This is a genomic window from Bradyrhizobium sp. NDS-1 (genome assembly GCF_032918005.1).
Classification (GTDB): domain Bacteria; phylum Pseudomonadota; class Alphaproteobacteria; order Rhizobiales; family Xanthobacteraceae; genus Bradyrhizobium; species Bradyrhizobium tunisiense.
This window is the reverse complement of record NZ_CP136628.1, coordinates 3,867,466-3,881,831: the sequence shown is the minus strand read 5'-3', so window position 1 is coordinate 3,881,831 and position 14,366 is coordinate 3,867,466. Positions and strand designations below refer to the sequence as shown.

Genomic DNA, 14,366 nt, shown 5'->3' with positions numbered 1-14,366 from the left:
CTTCCTTGGTTCCCGCCGGGAACAACTGATAGCTGTAGCCGGCAGACTTCGAAACCATGCGTGACCTTGTTAGTTAAGCTTTGGTTTGCGGCAATGCGCGCAAGCGTCAGATCTGCTGCACGTCCACTACGCCCGCGACCGCCTTGATCGCGCCGGCGATCTGCGGCGAGACCTTGAAGCGGCCGGGCAGCTTCATCTCGACCTCGGTCTCGAGGTCGAGCATCATCACCAGCGAGACCTCGCCGTCGCCATTGGAGCGCGGCGCGATGGCCGGACTGCCGATCTTTGGCGCGGCGCCGTTCGATGCCGCGATGTCGGGATTCGCCAGACGCTTGGCGATCGAGTCCAGCGGCTTGGTGTCGCGCAGGAAGATGCGCAGCCCCTTCTGCGTCTTGGCGGCGGCATCATCCAGCGGTTCGGCGTGCAGCACGCGGGCGCGGACGTCTTCGCCCTGGAGCTCGGCGCCGAGCTGCAGCAGCACGGCGGCGCCCGGCTCCAGCACGTCGCGATATTGCGCGAGGCCTTCGGAGAACAGCACCGCCTCGAAATGGCCCGTGGGATCCGAAAGTCCCATGATGCCCATCTTGTTGCCGGTCTTTGTGCGCCGCTCCATGCGCGAGACCACGGTGGCCGCGACCTTGCCGGCGGTGGCGCCGGTTTTCACCGCGCGCGAGAATTCCGCCCAGCTCTGCACCCGCAGCCGCTTCAGCACGGTGGCGTAATCGTCGAGCGGATGGCCCGACAGGAAGAAGCCGACGGCGTCGTATTCGCGGCGGAGCTTTTCGGCCGGCAGCCACGGCTCGATCTGCGGCAGCATGATGGTCGGTGCATCCGCCGACATCCCGAACATGTCGTTCTGGCCGATGGTTTCGGCTTGATGCGCGCGCTGGCAGGCGGCCAGGATCGAGTCCGCGCCGGCGAAGACGCGGGCGCGGTTCGACTCCAGCGTGTCGAAGGCGCCGGCGGCCGCGAGACTTTCGATGATGCGCTTGTTGATCGCGCGCGGATTGACCCGTGCGGCAAAGTCGGCGAGCGAGGTGAACAATCCCCGCTTGGTGCGCTCCTCGATGATCTGCTCGATCGCCTGGATGCCGACGCCCTTGAGCGCTGCGAGCGCGTAGTAGATCGTCTTCTCGCCGACCTCGAATGTCGCGCCGGAGCGGTTGATGTTCGGCGGCTCGACCTTGATGCCGAGGCGCTGCGCCTCCGAGCGGAATTCGGAGAGCTTGTCCGTGTTGTTGAGATCGAGCGTCATCGACGCCGCGATGAACTCCACCGGATAATGCGCCTTCATGTAGGCGGTGTGGTAGGACACCAGCGCATAGGCCGCCGCGTGGCTCTTGTTGAAGCCGTAGTCCGCGAACTTGGCGAGCAGCTCGAAGATGGTCTCGGCCTGTCCCTTCGGGACGCCGTTCTTGACCGCGCCTGCGACGAAGATGTCGCGCTGCTTGTCCATCTCGGCGCGGATCTTCTTGCCCATGGCGCGGCGCAGGAGGTCGGCGTCGCCGAGCGAGTAGCCCGACATCACCTGCGCGATCTGCATCACCTGTTCCTGGTAGATGATGACGCCGAAGGTCTCTTTCAGGATCGGCTCCAGCACGGGATGCAGATATTCCGGCTCCTCGTCGCCGTGCTTGCGCGCGCAATAGGTCGGGATGTTCGCCATCGGGCCCGGCCGATACAGCGCCACCAGCGCGATGATGTCCTCGAAACGGTCCGGGCGCATGTCGACCAGCGCGCGCCGCATGCCCTGGCTTTCAACCTGGAACACGCCGACCACCTCGCCGCGGGCCAGCATCTGGTAGCTCTCGGCATCGTCGATCGGCAGCGTCGCAAGATCGACATGGATGTTGCGCGGCTTCAAGAGTTTGCACGCGACGTCGAGCACGGTGAGCGTCTTCAGGCCAAGGAAGTCGAACTTCACGAGGCCGGCCGGCTCGACCCATTTCATGTTGAACTGGGTCACCGGCATGTCGGATTTGGGATCGCGGTAGAGCGGCACGAGCTCGCTCAGGGGACGATCGCCGATCACGATGCCGGCCGCATGGGTCGAGGCGTGGCGCGTCAGGCCTTCCAGGCGCTGGGCGATGTCGAAGGCGCGTGCCACCACCGGATCTTCATCGCGAAACGCCTGGAGCTTTGGCTCGCTCTCGATCGCGGCGGCCAGCGTCACCGGCGCGGCCGGATTCTGCGGCACGAGTTTTGTGAGCTTGTCGACCTGCCCGTAAGGCATTTGCAGGACGCGGCCGACGTCGCGCAGCACACCGCGCGCCTGCAGCGTCCCGAAGGTGATGATCTGCGCGACCTGGTCGCGGCCGTAGCGCTGCTGCACGTAACTGATCACTTCGCCGCGGCGATCCTGGCAGAAGTCGATGTCGAAGTCCGGCATCGAGACGCGCTCGGGATTGAGGAAGCGCTCGAACAGCAGGCCGAACTTGATCGGGTCGAGGTCGGTGATGGTCAGCGCCCAGGCGACCAGCGACCCTGCGCCGGAGCCGCGGCCCGGCCCGACCGGAATGCCTTGGCTCTTCGCCCATTTGATGAAGTCGGACACGATCAGGAAGTAGCCCGCGTATTTCATGCGCATGATGACGTCGAGCTCGAACGCCAGGCGCTTGTTGTAGTCTTCTTCCGTGGTGCCCTGGGACAGGCCGTGGACGCTGAGGCGGTTGGCAAGCCCCGCCTCCGCCTGGCGCTTCAATTCCGCCGACTCGACCGCTGCAGCGTCCGAGCTCTGCGCGGCGCCGACAGTGAAGAACGGCAGGATCGGCTTGCGCGTCATGGGGCGGAAGGAGCAGCGCTCGGCGATCTCCACCGTCGAGGCCAGCGCCTCCGGAATGTCGGCGAACAGCACCGCCATCTCGGCGCGGGTCTTGAAACGGTGATCGGGCGTGAGCTGCTCCCGCTCGGTCTCGGCGATCAGCCGACCGCCGGCGATGCACAGCAGCGCGTCATGCGCTTCGTAATCGTCGGTCGAGGCGAAATACGGCTCGTTGGTCGCAACCAGCGGCAATCCCTTGGCGTAGGCCATGTCGATCAGGCCGCTTTCGACACGCCGCTCCTTGTCGGTGTTGTGGCGCTGCAATTCGATGTAGAGGCGGTCGCCGAACAGGCCGGCCAGACGCTCGCAGCGCTGCGCGGCGAGTTCGGCATGGCCGCCGGCCAGCGCCAGCGAGACCGGCCCGTCCGGTCCGCCCGTCAGCGCGATCAGGCCTTCTGTCTCCCCGTCGAACCAGTCGAGTTTGACGAAGGGCGCATGGCTGTCCGGCGATTCGAGGAACGCGCGCGAGTTCAGCCGCATCAGGCTGCGATAGCCGCGCTCCTGCGCCGCCAGCAGCACCACGCGCGAGGGCCCCATCGCGTTGCGCGCGTTCGGATCCTGATCACCGAAATCGACCGCCAGCTCGCAGCCGACGATCGGCTGGATACCGGAGCCCGCCATCTTGTCGGAGAACTCCAGCGCACCGAACAGATTGTCGGTGTCCGTCAGCGCCAGGGCCGGTTGGTGATCCTTCTTGGCAAGCTCGGCGAGCTTGGCGATCTTGATCGAGCCCTTGAGCAGCGAATAGGCCGAGTGAACGTGAAGGTGAACAAATCCGGCGCTCGGCATGGTCGCGTGACGGCCTCTTGCAGATGGGATGGAGCGGTTGCCGGCTCTTCAAGGCATCATGCTCTCGCCATCTGCCTGCTCTGCCGACTCGCCTCACAATGGTGAGGTGTCGCAGCGTCAGAGTCCACGCCGCAGCGGCCGATTGACCGCGTCCTCCCGCTTTTCCCCAGGGCCACCGAAGGAGGAGCACAGGTTTCCAAAACCGCCTGCCCGAGACGGGCGGAATCAAAGCTGCGGTATGACCTGGGCCCAGATCGCAATCATCCCCACGAACAGCGTGATCGAGGCCAGGGCAGCCGCTTCTTCCACGAAAATCTTGAACATGATCTCGCTCCTTTGCTAGAACGTATGAAGAACATTGTTCTCATTTCGTTCTCGGGAGTCAAGTGATCTCCACCATCCCGCGACGGAATGGTTAACTCGCGGAATTGACACAATAAAAAAGCCCCGGCGCAAGGCCGGGGCTTTCCACGAACGCTGAAAGAGCGATCGGTATCAGTAACGGCCGAGCATCGGGCCGCCGAACTTGTAGTTCAGGCGAACGAGACCCATGTCGACGTCCTGCTTGACGTTGACCGCCAAAACACCAATGGGGCCGGTCAGGTTGCGGTCGTTGCCACCGAGGAAGATGTGGTTGTACTCGGCGCCAACCGACCAGTTCGGGGCGAAACCGAACTCGAGGCCCGCGCCGACCGTGCCGCCCCAACGGGTGTCGTTGGCTGATGCCAGGGACACGCCCGCGAAAGAGGCGTCGTACTTGGTGCCGACCACAGCCGCACCGCCCTTGACGTAGAGCAGCACGTTATTCCAGGCGTAGCCGACCTGACCGGTGATCAGACCGAACGAATCGATCTTGGTGTTGTTGGTGAAGCCGGAGATCGCGCCGACATGGCTGCCGGAGAAGTCGGCCCAGTTGCCCTGGCCTTCCAAGCCGAACACGAACTGGCCGGACTGCCAGCGATACCCGATCTGGCCACCGACGGTGCCCCCGGTCGCATCGTGCGAACCATCACGGCCGAAACCGACCAGGTCCCATTTCGCGCTCGACGAACCGCCGCCGCCGTTGATACCGATGTAGAAGCCGCTCCAGTCATAGACCGCGGCGACCATCGCAGGCGCCTTGGTGTAGGGTCGCGCCGCGAGGTCAGCAGCCAGCGCCGGCGCAGTCGCGCTCAGCGCGACAAGGCTCACAGCGGCAAGCAACAAATTCTTCTTCATTTGAGTCCCGTTCCAGTTTCGTCGTTAGGCCCCCTGGCCGTGCCGTGGTCATAACAGCGATCGACGGAATTGCTGTAACCTCGACGACACAGTTGGCTCCAAAGGCCCGCGCTTCATGAATGAAGATTTCTCAGCGTGCGCTGGAAACCCTTTGGAACAAGTGTTTTCTGTAGTTCTCGTCCAGGCGAGACGAGATAAAGTGCATATACGCGTAACGACGTCGCGCGCACGTTCGCGTGATGAAGAATTGAAATGCCTAGACGAGGCAGATCCCCATTGTCGCCACATTTTCGCTCGCGCTTGCCACATTTGGACTCGTGTCGAGCACAAGCGCACCGGCGCGCGTGTTCGGCATCCGCTCCGCCTCACTGGCGATGATGGCCGGGTCCGAGCAAGGTTCGACGCTTACGCACAGTGTCGGGCAGCCGCATCGGGACGCGCTGACCTGCATCGCGAATCCGTATTTCGCAGGACAGAGCGACGACCCCTACGCCTATCAGAATCGTCGCGCGCACAGCCGCCGGGCGTAACGTCGGCGCAGACCTTCCGTCTGCGCGTCCGACATCCCACGATCGTCCCTATCCTGCTCCTCTTGGCCTTGCTGTCGACATCCGGCGCATTGCATGCCGCGGCGGCGCGGCCGAGAAACCGCGCTTTCCTCCTCGTGGGCCTCGCCCAAAACGTCTTCAACCCTCGTCGAGCAGATTGCGAACCTTGGCGGCCAGGTCTTCGATCGCGAAGGGCTTGGAAAGCAGATGCTTGCCGGCATCGAGCATGCCGTTGTGAACGATCGCGTTGCGCGTATAGCCGGTGGTGAACAGCACCTTCAGATCCGGGTATCGCTTCGACAGTTCGGCCGCAAGTTCCGCGCCGGTCATGTCGGGCATGACGACGTCGGTAAACAGCAGATCCGGAACGAAGCCATTTTCGATCGTCCTGACCGCTTCCTTGGCGCTCGCGGCCTCGACCACCGTATAGCCAAGCTCGCGCAGGCTTTCGGATGAGATGCTGCGAACCCGCTCATCGTCCTCTACGACGAGAATGGTCTCGCTCTGAAGGCTTGCACCAGGATGGGTCACGCCTTGCGACGACGTTGAAGGCGCCTCCTCGCCCGCGAAGCGTGGAAGATAGATCTTCACCGTCGTGCCAACGTCGACTTCCGAGTAGATTTTGACGTGGCCACCCGACTGCCGCACGAAGCCGTAGACCTGACTGAGGCCGAGGCCAGTGCCCTTGCCCACGACCTTGGTCGTGAAGAACGGATCGAACACCTTCCCCAGCACATCGGCCGGAATTCCAGTGCCGTTATCCGTGACGGCGATTAGAACGTACTGCCCGGGCGACAATGCATATTCGCGGGCGTATTTCCGGTCGATCGAAGCATTGCTCGTCTCGATCGTCAGCCGGCCGCCCTTCGGCATGGCGTCGCGCGCATTGACCGCAAGGTTGATGACAGCGCTTTCCAGCTGGGCCGGATCGGCCTTGACGCGCCAAAGGCCGGCCGCCAGGACGGCCTCGAGGCGAACAAGCTCTCCGAGCGAGCGCTCCAGCAGCTCGCTCATCCCACCGACCATCTTGTTGAGGTCCACGACCTCGGGCGCCAGAGGCTGTTGACGCGAGAACGCGAGCAGCCTTTGCGTCAACGTGGCCGCGCGATTTGCGCCATCGATCGCGCCCTCGATGAAGCGGTCGATGTTGACCTCTCCCTTGCCGAGCCGCCGCTTGGCGAGATTCAAGCTGCCGAGAATCACGGCCAGCATGTTGTTGAAGTCGTGCGCGATCCCGCCGGTCAACTGCCCAACGGCTTCCATCTTCTGGGATTGCCGCAATTGCTCCTCGGCCTTCATGCGCTCTGCGATCTCGTCGGCGACACGTTGCTCCAGCCCGGCATTGAGCGTCTCGAGCCGGGTCAGAAGCCGGGCGTTGTCGATGGCCGTGGCGGCGTGGCCGGCGATCCCGAGCAACGCCGCTTCATGCTCGGGCTGGAACATGGCCGTCTCGGCATGACCGAAGAAAAGCCCTCCAAGCACCTCGCCCGTCCGCGAGATCACGGGGACCGCGAGATAGGATCGAACCGGAAGATGACCCTCGGGCATGCCCTTTCGCGGTGTGTTCTTGCCATAGCGCGGGTCTTGCAGGATGTCGTCAGACCTCACCACGCTCGTGCCTTTGAAGGTCGGCTCGAACACGGCCGTATTGCGAGGCATCGGGAAGTTCTCGAAGGCCGATCGCGGCACGCCGGACAGCGAATACAGCATGTAGCTGCCGCCATCCGAGGTCAGAACATTGTAGAAGAAGGCCCCGAACTGGGCGCCCGTCAGCTCGACGCCGGCATCCGTCACGATCTGCACGATCTTTTCGAGGTTGCGCTCGCGGGCGACCGATGCACCTGTGTCGTTCAGTATCCTGAGATGACGCTCGGTTTTCTTTTGCGCAGAGATGTCCAGGACCGTCCCGATGAAACGAACAGCCTGACCATTGGTGAAGATGGCCTGGCCGGTTGCCGCAATCCAGCGTTCGACGCCATCCTCGATACCGACGGTGCGATATTCGATGTTGTAACTCGTCGGAGCATGAGGACTGAGCGCGGCGGATACGGCTTCGTGGGCGCGCTGCCTGTCGTCGGGATGGATGCCCTTTAGGAACGCCCCTTCGTAGCTGACCTCGGCGTCCGGCGAGAGACCGAACACCTCCTTGCAGCGACTGTCCCACCGCAAGACGTCGTTGACCGGATCGTAGTCCCAGGTGCCGATGCCGGCCGCCTTGTTCGCCAGGACCAGCCGTTCGGCAGCTTCCCGGGCTGCCTGCTCCGAGCGGACGCGCTCGATATGCGCCCATGATCGCTCGGTGACCTCGGTGAGCAAGGCGAGTTCGCGCGCCGTCCAACCATGCGGGCCGCGGTGATGAATGGCCATCAGGGCAGTGAGCTGCCCTTCCTTGACCAGGGGCATGCAGATCGTCGAGCCTATGCCGATATTCTGGAAGGTTGCGGCCTCCTCGGGCGCGATCTCCTTCAAATTGTCGTTGATGATGAGGGGCCTGCCGGCGCCGAGTTCTCGCACCGCCTTCTCGCCGAAGTCGGCCAGACTGTAGTGCCCAAGAATATGCATCGCGCCTGGGGCAGCCCAATCACCGCGAATGGTGAAGCCGTCCTGATCGGGATCCATGTCGGCATAGGCGCAGTTGGAGACGCCGAGATGCTCACCCAGCATCCTCGTCGTCACCGCCATGACCCCGTCGGCATCACGAGTCCTCGCGGTCTCCTTGTTGAGGGCGTCTAGAAAAAGCAGCCGCGCCTCGTTCTCCCGCACCGCCGCCTCGGCACGTCGCCGCTCGACGGCGGTCCGTGTGCGCTCGGCGACGTCGTGGATGAGCTCGAGCTCCTCGGGGCTCCATTCTCGCGGCGTAGCGTTGTTGAGGTACAGCAGCGCCACGACCCCGTCGGGCTCGGAGATCGGCATGTTGACCAGCGCGCGCGCAGAGATGGCCTCGAGCGCCTGGGCACGGTCACCGACGCGAGGGTCTTTCTCCGCATCGGCACAGATGACGGTCTCGCCGCGCTTCAGGTCTTCAATGTAGCTGCCGTAGTCGCGGAAGCGAAGCACCCCTGCCAGGCTCTTGATGCCCGGCGCATTCCAGTCGCGCGCAATCGTGATGGTCTCGGCCGACGTATCGACGGTGCCGTAGCCGGCCCTGCTGACCCTCAGGCTCCGGCCAAGCAGCTCAGCCGCAGCGTAGGCAAGATCGTCAGGGTTATTGATCTCTCGGATATAGTCGCCAAGTGCAGCCAGGACGGCATTGCGATCGGTCGAGGTCTCCCCGGCCGCCGTTGTCATTGGTCTTCCCCTGCCACTTCCTGTCTCCTCGAGGAGCCAATGAAACGATCTTCACCCACATAACGCATCGAGCAGCGCGAGGCTGCCCGACATCCAGATGCAGGCGGCGAGCGCAAGCTGCCCGTCGTTAACAGCATGATGGCTTTTGGGTTCCCGGGCGCCCAGCCGGGCCGACCAATACTATCGGCTTGGTGCCTCAACGCCCGACACCGGCGTGTAGATCACCAGCTTCAGCGCGGGGTCGTCGTTGGCCTGGAAGCTGGTGTGCTCGAACCGGAGCATGCCCCTGGTCGGATGGTTCATGGTCTTGAGGCCGGACATCGTGCTGCGGATGTCGTGGGCTTCCCACCATTTGACGAATTCCGGACTGCCCTGGCGTAGCCGCGTCAGCAGCTCCGTGAAGGCGGGATCGCCGGCCCAAACGTCGTGCGTGGCGCGAAACATCGCAACCATGCTCTTGGCGACGTCGGTCCAGCTCGCGCCGTAGAACTTTCGCGTCTGCCTGTTGGTCAGGACCAGCAACAGCGTATTGCGATCCTGCTCGGGCAATTGCCCGAAAGCGAAGACATCATCGGCAGCGTCGTTCCAGGCCAATACGTCCCAGCGCCTGCCGGTGACATAGGCCGGCTGCTTCAGGCTCTCGATCATCCGCCGGATTGGCGGCGGCACGATTTCGCGCGTGAACGGGCTTCTTGCCCCGTCGCGAGCCAGCGCTTTCAGATGCGCGTGCTCGGTCTTGCTCAGTCGGAGCGCGCGGGCCAGCGCGTCGATGGTGGTGACGGACGGACTGACGGTGCGGCCCTGCTCGAGGCGGATGTACCAGTCGACGCCGATGCCGGCGAGTTGCGCGACCTCCTCACGCCGCAGCCCTGCGGTGCGCCTCCGGCGGCCCGCCGGAAGCCCCACCGTCTTCGGCGAAAGCTTCTGCCGGCGGGACCTGAGGAAATCGCCGAATTCGACGCGGCGCGGATCTGCCATTGCTGTCGCTCCCGCGATGGAGGGCCTCTGAAATACTAGGATAATACCAGGCCTTCTTGCCTCCTCCAAGCCAGCGCATATGGGTTCCACCCGACTTTGAGGTGAACATCATGAAAGCTGCCGTGCTCAAATCCTTCGGTTCGCCGCTGGCGATCGAGAATGCCCCAGAACCGGTGCTCGGCACCGGCGAGGTCATCGTCGACGTCGTCGCCACACGCGTGCTGTCCTATATGAACGAGGTTTTCAGCGGAGAGCGCAACTACGCGCTCGACTTGCCGATCATTCCGGGTCCGGGCGGCATTGGCCGCGTGCGCGCGATCGGCCCGGACGCAACCAGGCTCGCAATCGGCGACTGGGTGTTCTGCGACCCGACGGTGCGCTCGCGCGATGATGCCGTTGCGCCCGACATCGCGCTGCAAGGACTGACTGCCGCCGGTCCCGGCGGCATGCTCCTGCAACAGCATTTTCGCCACGGCTCCTTCGCCGAGCAGATGCGCGTGCCGACCGAGAACGTCAAACGCCTCGGCGCGATCACATCGGAGCAAGCGACGCAATGGTGTGCCCTTGGGACGCTACTGGTGCCCTACGGCGGCTTCCTCGCCGCCAACCTGCAAGCAGGCGAGACGGTGCTGGTGAGCGGGGCCACCGGCAATTTCGGCAGCGCGGCCGTCTCGGTCGCGCTGGCGATGGGCGCGGCGTGCGTGGTCGCCCCCGGCCGCAACGAGACGATCCTGGCCGACCTCGTCCGCCGCTTCGGCGCCCGCGTGAAGCCGGTGAAACTCACCGGCAATGAGCACGACGACCGCGAAAGCATGAAGCGCGCCGCATCAGGGCCGATCGATTGCGTGTTCGACATCATGCCGCCTTCGGTCGGCACCAACGTGGTGCGGGCGGCGGTCATGACGGTGCGCCCCTATGGACGCGTCGTGCTGATGGGCGGTGTCGGCATGGCAGGCGGCCCGGGGCTCGAGCTGCCCTACCCCTGGATCATGCGCAACTGCATCAGCATCCACGGCGTCTGGATGTATCCGCCGGACGCCGCGAGCCGCCTGATCGCGCTGGTGCGGTCGGGTCTGCTACGGCTCGATGAATATGAGACCACGGCCTTCGACCTCGACCATGCCAACGAGGCCGTCGCCCATGCCGCCGCCAATGGCGGACCGTTCAAAATGACGGTGATCAAGCCTTGAGCATCCGGGCGGCGGCGGAGCCGCCGTCGCCGATTTTTTCCTAAATCCAACCAAGCACTTGGCTACTGTGCATGGGGTTGTTTTCGCACATTTTGCTAGTCGAGCTCGACCACCTGGCCGTTCGACAGCGAGACGCGCCGGTCCATGCGGCCGGCGAGCTCCATGTTGTGAGTCGCGATCAGCATCGAGACCTTGGTTGCCTTGACGAGCTGCATCAGCGCCTGGAAGACGTGATCGGCGGTGTGCGGGTCGAGATTGCCGGTCGGCTCGTCCGCGAACAGCACGCGTGGCGCGTTGGCAACCGCACGCGCGATCGCGACGCGCTGCTGCTCGCCGCCTGACAGCTCGGCGGGGCGATGGGTGATGCGGTCGCCGAGGCCGAGATAGCCAAGGATCTCCTTGGCGCGCTTGACGCTCTCGGACTTCTTGAGGCCGCGGATCATCTGCGGCATCATGACGTTCTCGAGCGCGGAGAACTCCGGCAGCAGCCGGTGCGACTGGTAGACGAAGCCGATATCGGTACGGCGCAGCTGCGTGCGCTCGATGTCGGGCAGCTGCGAGGTCGGCGCGCCCGAGACATAGACCTCGCCGGAATCGGGCGCTTCCAATAGCCCTGCGATGTGCAACAGGGTCGATTTGCCCGAGCCGGACGGCGCCACCAGCGCGACCGATTGACCGGCCCACAGCGCCAGCTTGGCGCCGTCGAGGATCGTCAGCGGCACCTCGCCCTGCAAGTACTGCCGCTTTATCTCGTGGAGATAAATGACCGGTACATCTTCAGCCCCCTGCTGCTGATCCATCAGCCCCTCACTCGTACCGGAGCGCTTCGACGGGATCGAGGCGTGCGGCGCGCCACGACGGATACAGCGTCGCCAGGAACGACAGCGTCAGCGCCATGATGACGACGGCCGTGGTCTCGCCGACGTCGATCTCGGCAGGCAGTTTCGACAGGAAATAGAGTTCCGGCGAGAACAGCTCGGTGCTGGTCAGCCAGGACAGGAATTGCCTGATCGATTCGATGTTGAGGCAAATCACGAGACCGACGAAGAAGCCGACCAGCGTGCCGACGACGCCGATCGAGGCGCCCGTGATCAGGAAGATCCGCATGATCGATCCCTGCGAGGCGCCCATCGTGCGCAGGATCGCGATGTCGCTGCCCTTGTCTTTCACCAGCATGATCAGGCCGGAGACGATGTTCAGCGCCGCGACCAGCACGATCATGGTCAGGATCAGGAACATCACGTTGCGCTCGACCTGGAGCGCGTTGAAGAAGGTCGAGTTGCGCTGTCGCCAATCCACCAGGAACACCGGCCGCCCCGCGGCCTCCGTCACCGCCTTGCGGAAGGCGTCGATCTTGTCGGGGTTGGCGGTGAACACCTCGATCGAGGTGACGTCGTTGCTCCGGTTGAAATAGGCCTGCGCTTCGGCGAGCGGCATGAACACGAAGCCGAGATCGTACTCGGACATGCCGATCTCGAACACGGCAACGATCTTGTACGGCTTGATGCGCGGCGTCGTGCCCATCGGCGTGACCGCGCCCTTCGGCGCCACCAGCGTGATGCTGTCGCCGGCATGCAGCGACAGCTGATCGGCGAGGCGCCGGCCGATCGCGACGCCCTGCCCGTCGTCAAAGCCCTCAAGCGAGCCCTGCTTCACGTTCTTGGCGATCGAGGTGAGGTTGTTGAGGTCGTCGGAGCGAATGCCGCGCACCAGCACGCCCGAGGCGTTCCAGGGCGACGATGCCAGCGCCTGGCCATCGACCACGGGCGCGGCGAGCCGGATGCCCTGGACCTGACTGAGGCGATCGGCGACGTCCTTCCAGTCCGTCAGCGGCGATTCCAACGGCTGGACCAGGATATGGCCGTTCAGCCCCAGGATCTTGTCGAGCAGCTCTTTGCGGAAGCCGTTCATGACGGCCATCACGATGATCAGTGTCGCCACGCCCAGCATGATGCCGAGAAAGGAGAATCCGGCGATGACCGAGATGAATCCCTCCTTGCGGCGCGCCCGCAAATAGCGCCCCGACAGCATCCACTCGAATGGCGCAAAAGGCGCGGTCTGCACGGTTTCGGTCATGGTCTCATCCATCGCTCGATAATCCCATGATTCGGGGTCAAATGTGGCCGGATTACCGACCCGCTATCGCGCGATGAACACTATTCAGCCGACCAACCGGGCGACTGCGTCGGCAGGCGACATGGTCTCGCGGGAGCCGTCACTTCGCCGCTTGATCTCGACCTTGCCGTCGGCGAGCCCCTTCGGGCCGATCATGATCTGCCAGGGGATCCCGATCAGGTCGGCGGCGGCGAACTTGGCGCCGGCGCGCTGGTCGGTGTCGTCATAGAGCACGTCGACGCCCTTGGCGGTGAGCTCGGCATAGAGCTTCTCGCAGGCTGCGTCGACCGCGGCATCCCCCTGTTTGAGGTTGAGAATCGACACGCGGAACGGGGCAACGGCCTCCGGCCATTTGATGCCGGCATCGTCATGGCAGGCCTCGATGATGGCACCGAGCAGGCGCGAGACTCCGACGCCGTATGAGCCGCCATGGATCGGCACGTCGACGCCATCGGGGCCGGCGACCAGCGCCTTCATCGGTTCGGAATACTTCGTGCCGAAATAGAAAATCTGGCCGACCTCGATGCCGCGGGTGTTCACCCGCTTATCTGCGGGCACTTCCTGCTCGAAGCGCGCGGCGTCGTGCACGTCCTCCGTCGCCGCATAGACTGACGTCCATTGCTTGATGATCGGCGTCAGGTCGCTCTCATAATCGACATCCTCGCCGGGCACCGGCAGATCCAGCACGTCGCGATTGATGAACACGCCGGATTCGCCGGTCTCGGCCAGCACGATGAACTCGTGGCTGAGGTCGCCGCCGATCGGGCCGGTCTCGGCCCGCATCGGGATCGCCTTCAGCCCCATCCGCGCGAACGTGCGCAGGTAAGCCACGAACATCTTGTTGTAGGCGACGCGCGCGGCGGCCTCGTTGAGGTCGAACGAATAGGCGTCCTTCATCAGGAACTCGCGGCCGCGCATCACGCCGAAGCGCGGACGCTGCTCGTCGCGGAATTTCCATTGAATATGATAGAGATTGAGCGGCAGGTTCTTGTAGGACTTCACATAGGCGCGGAAGATCTCGGTGATCATTTCCTCGTTGGTCGGCCCGTACAGCAGCTCGCGCTTGTGGCGGTCGGCGATGCGCAGCATCTCGGGGCCATAGGCGTCGTAGCGGCCACTCTCGCGCCAGAGGTCGGCAAGCTGGAGCGTCGGCATCAACAGTTCCAGCGCGCCGGAGCGGTCCTGCTCCTCGCGCACGATCTGCTCGATCTTCTTCAGCACGCGGAATCCGAGCGGCAGCCAGGCATAGATGCCGGCCGCCTCCTGCCGGATCATGCCCGCGCGCAGCATCAGCCGATGCGAGACGATCTCCGCCTCTTTCGGATTTTCCTTCAAAATGGGCAGAAAGAACCGCGACAACCGCATGGCAATACTCTGGGAATCAGTGACCGGGTGCAGTGAAACCGGATTGAGAGCGAA

General features: G+C 64.1%; 8 protein-coding genes. 1 reads left to right on the top strand and 7 read right to left on the bottom strand.

Annotated features, from left to right (window positions below; translation table 11 throughout):
- Positions 1-106: 106 nt before the first annotated feature.
- The 4 genes from dnaE to RX330_RS18300 all read right to left on the bottom strand — a co-directional run bounded on the left by dnaE (position 107) and on the right by RX330_RS18300 (position 9,642).
- Positions 107-3,610 carry a DNA polymerase III subunit alpha gene (gene dnaE, locus RX330_RS18320; protein ID WP_317239337.1) on the bottom strand — a complete coding sequence of 1,168 codons (3,504 nt, stop codon included), beginning with the start codon at positions 3,608-3,610 and terminating at the stop codon, positions 107-109.
- Positions 3,611-4,105: 495 nt separating this feature from the next.
- Complete coding sequence (locus RX330_RS18315; protein WP_212089990.1) at positions 4,106-4,828, bottom strand: outer membrane protein; 723 nt, start codon at positions 4,826-4,828, stop codon at positions 4,106-4,108.
- Between the two features lie 686 nt (positions 4,829-5,514).
- On the bottom strand, positions 5,515-8,664 hold the full coding sequence (locus RX330_RS18305) for a GAF domain-containing protein (RefSeq protein WP_317239336.1): 3,150 nt from the start codon (positions 8,662-8,664) through the stop codon (positions 5,515-5,517).
- A 180-nt stretch (positions 8,665-8,844) separates the two neighbouring features.
- Positions 8,845-9,642 carry a helix-turn-helix transcriptional regulator gene (locus tag RX330_RS18300; RefSeq protein WP_317239335.1) on the bottom strand — a complete coding sequence of 266 codons (798 nt, stop codon included), beginning with the start codon at positions 9,640-9,642 and terminating at the stop codon, positions 8,845-8,847.
- A 110-nt stretch (positions 9,643-9,752) separates the two neighbouring features.
- Here RX330_RS18300 and RX330_RS18295 point away from each other — a divergent pair, with 110 nt between their 5' ends.
- Complete coding sequence (locus RX330_RS18295) at positions 9,753-10,832, top strand: zinc-binding alcohol dehydrogenase family protein (protein ID WP_317239334.1); 1,080 nt, start codon at positions 9,753-9,755, stop codon at positions 10,830-10,832.
- Positions 10,833-10,927: 95 nt separating this feature from the next.
- Here RX330_RS18295 and RX330_RS18290 read toward each other — a convergent pair whose 3' ends face one another.
- The 3 genes from RX330_RS18290 to proS form a co-directional block, all read right to left on the bottom strand.
- A complete protein-coding gene (locus tag RX330_RS18290; protein WP_212089983.1) occupies positions 10,928-11,632 on the bottom strand; it encodes an ABC transporter ATP-binding protein in 705 nt (234 codons plus the stop codon).
- 7 nt (positions 11,633-11,639) lie between these two features.
- Positions 11,640-12,920 carry a lipoprotein-releasing ABC transporter permease subunit gene (locus RX330_RS18285; RefSeq protein WP_212089981.1) on the bottom strand — a complete coding sequence of 427 codons (1,281 nt, stop codon included), beginning with the start codon at positions 12,918-12,920 and terminating at the stop codon, positions 11,640-11,642.
- Positions 12,921-12,992: 72 nt separating this feature from the next.
- Positions 12,993-14,312, bottom strand: a complete 1,320-nt coding sequence (gene proS / locus RX330_RS18280) for a proline--tRNA ligase (protein WP_212089979.1) — start codon at positions 14,310-14,312, stop codon at positions 12,993-12,995.
- Positions 14,313-14,366 lie beyond the last annotated feature (54 nt).

Bases quoted from the DNA above. Each gene is read 5' to 3' on its own strand.
- proS (WP_212089979.1), bottom strand. From the start codon at position 14,312: ATGCGGTTGTCGCGGTTCTTTCTGCCCATTTTGAAGGAAAATCCGAAA.
- dnaE (WP_317239337.1), bottom strand. From the start codon at position 3,610: ATGCCGAGCGCCGGATTTGTTCACCTTCACGTTCACTCGGCCTATTCG.
- RX330_RS18290 (WP_212089983.1), bottom strand. From the start codon at position 11,632: ATGGATCAGCAGCAGGGGGCTGAAGATGTACCGGTCATTTATCTCCAC.
- RX330_RS18295 (WP_317239334.1), top strand. From the start codon at position 9,753: ATGAAAGCTGCCGTGCTCAAATCCTTCGGTTCGCCGCTGGCGATCGAG.
- RX330_RS18285 (WP_212089981.1), bottom strand. From the start codon at position 12,920: ATGGATGAGACCATGACCGAAACCGTGCAGACCGCGCCTTTTGCGCCA.
- RX330_RS18305 (WP_317239336.1), bottom strand. From the start codon at position 8,664: ATGACAACGGCGGCCGGGGAGACCTCGACCGATCGCAATGCCGTCCTG.
- RX330_RS18315 (WP_212089990.1), bottom strand. From the start codon at position 4,828: ATGAAGAAGAATTTGTTGCTTGCCGCTGTGAGCCTTGTCGCGCTGAGC.
- RX330_RS18300 (WP_317239335.1), bottom strand. From the start codon at position 9,642: ATGGCAGATCCGCGCCGCGTCGAATTCGGCGATTTCCTCAGGTCCCGC.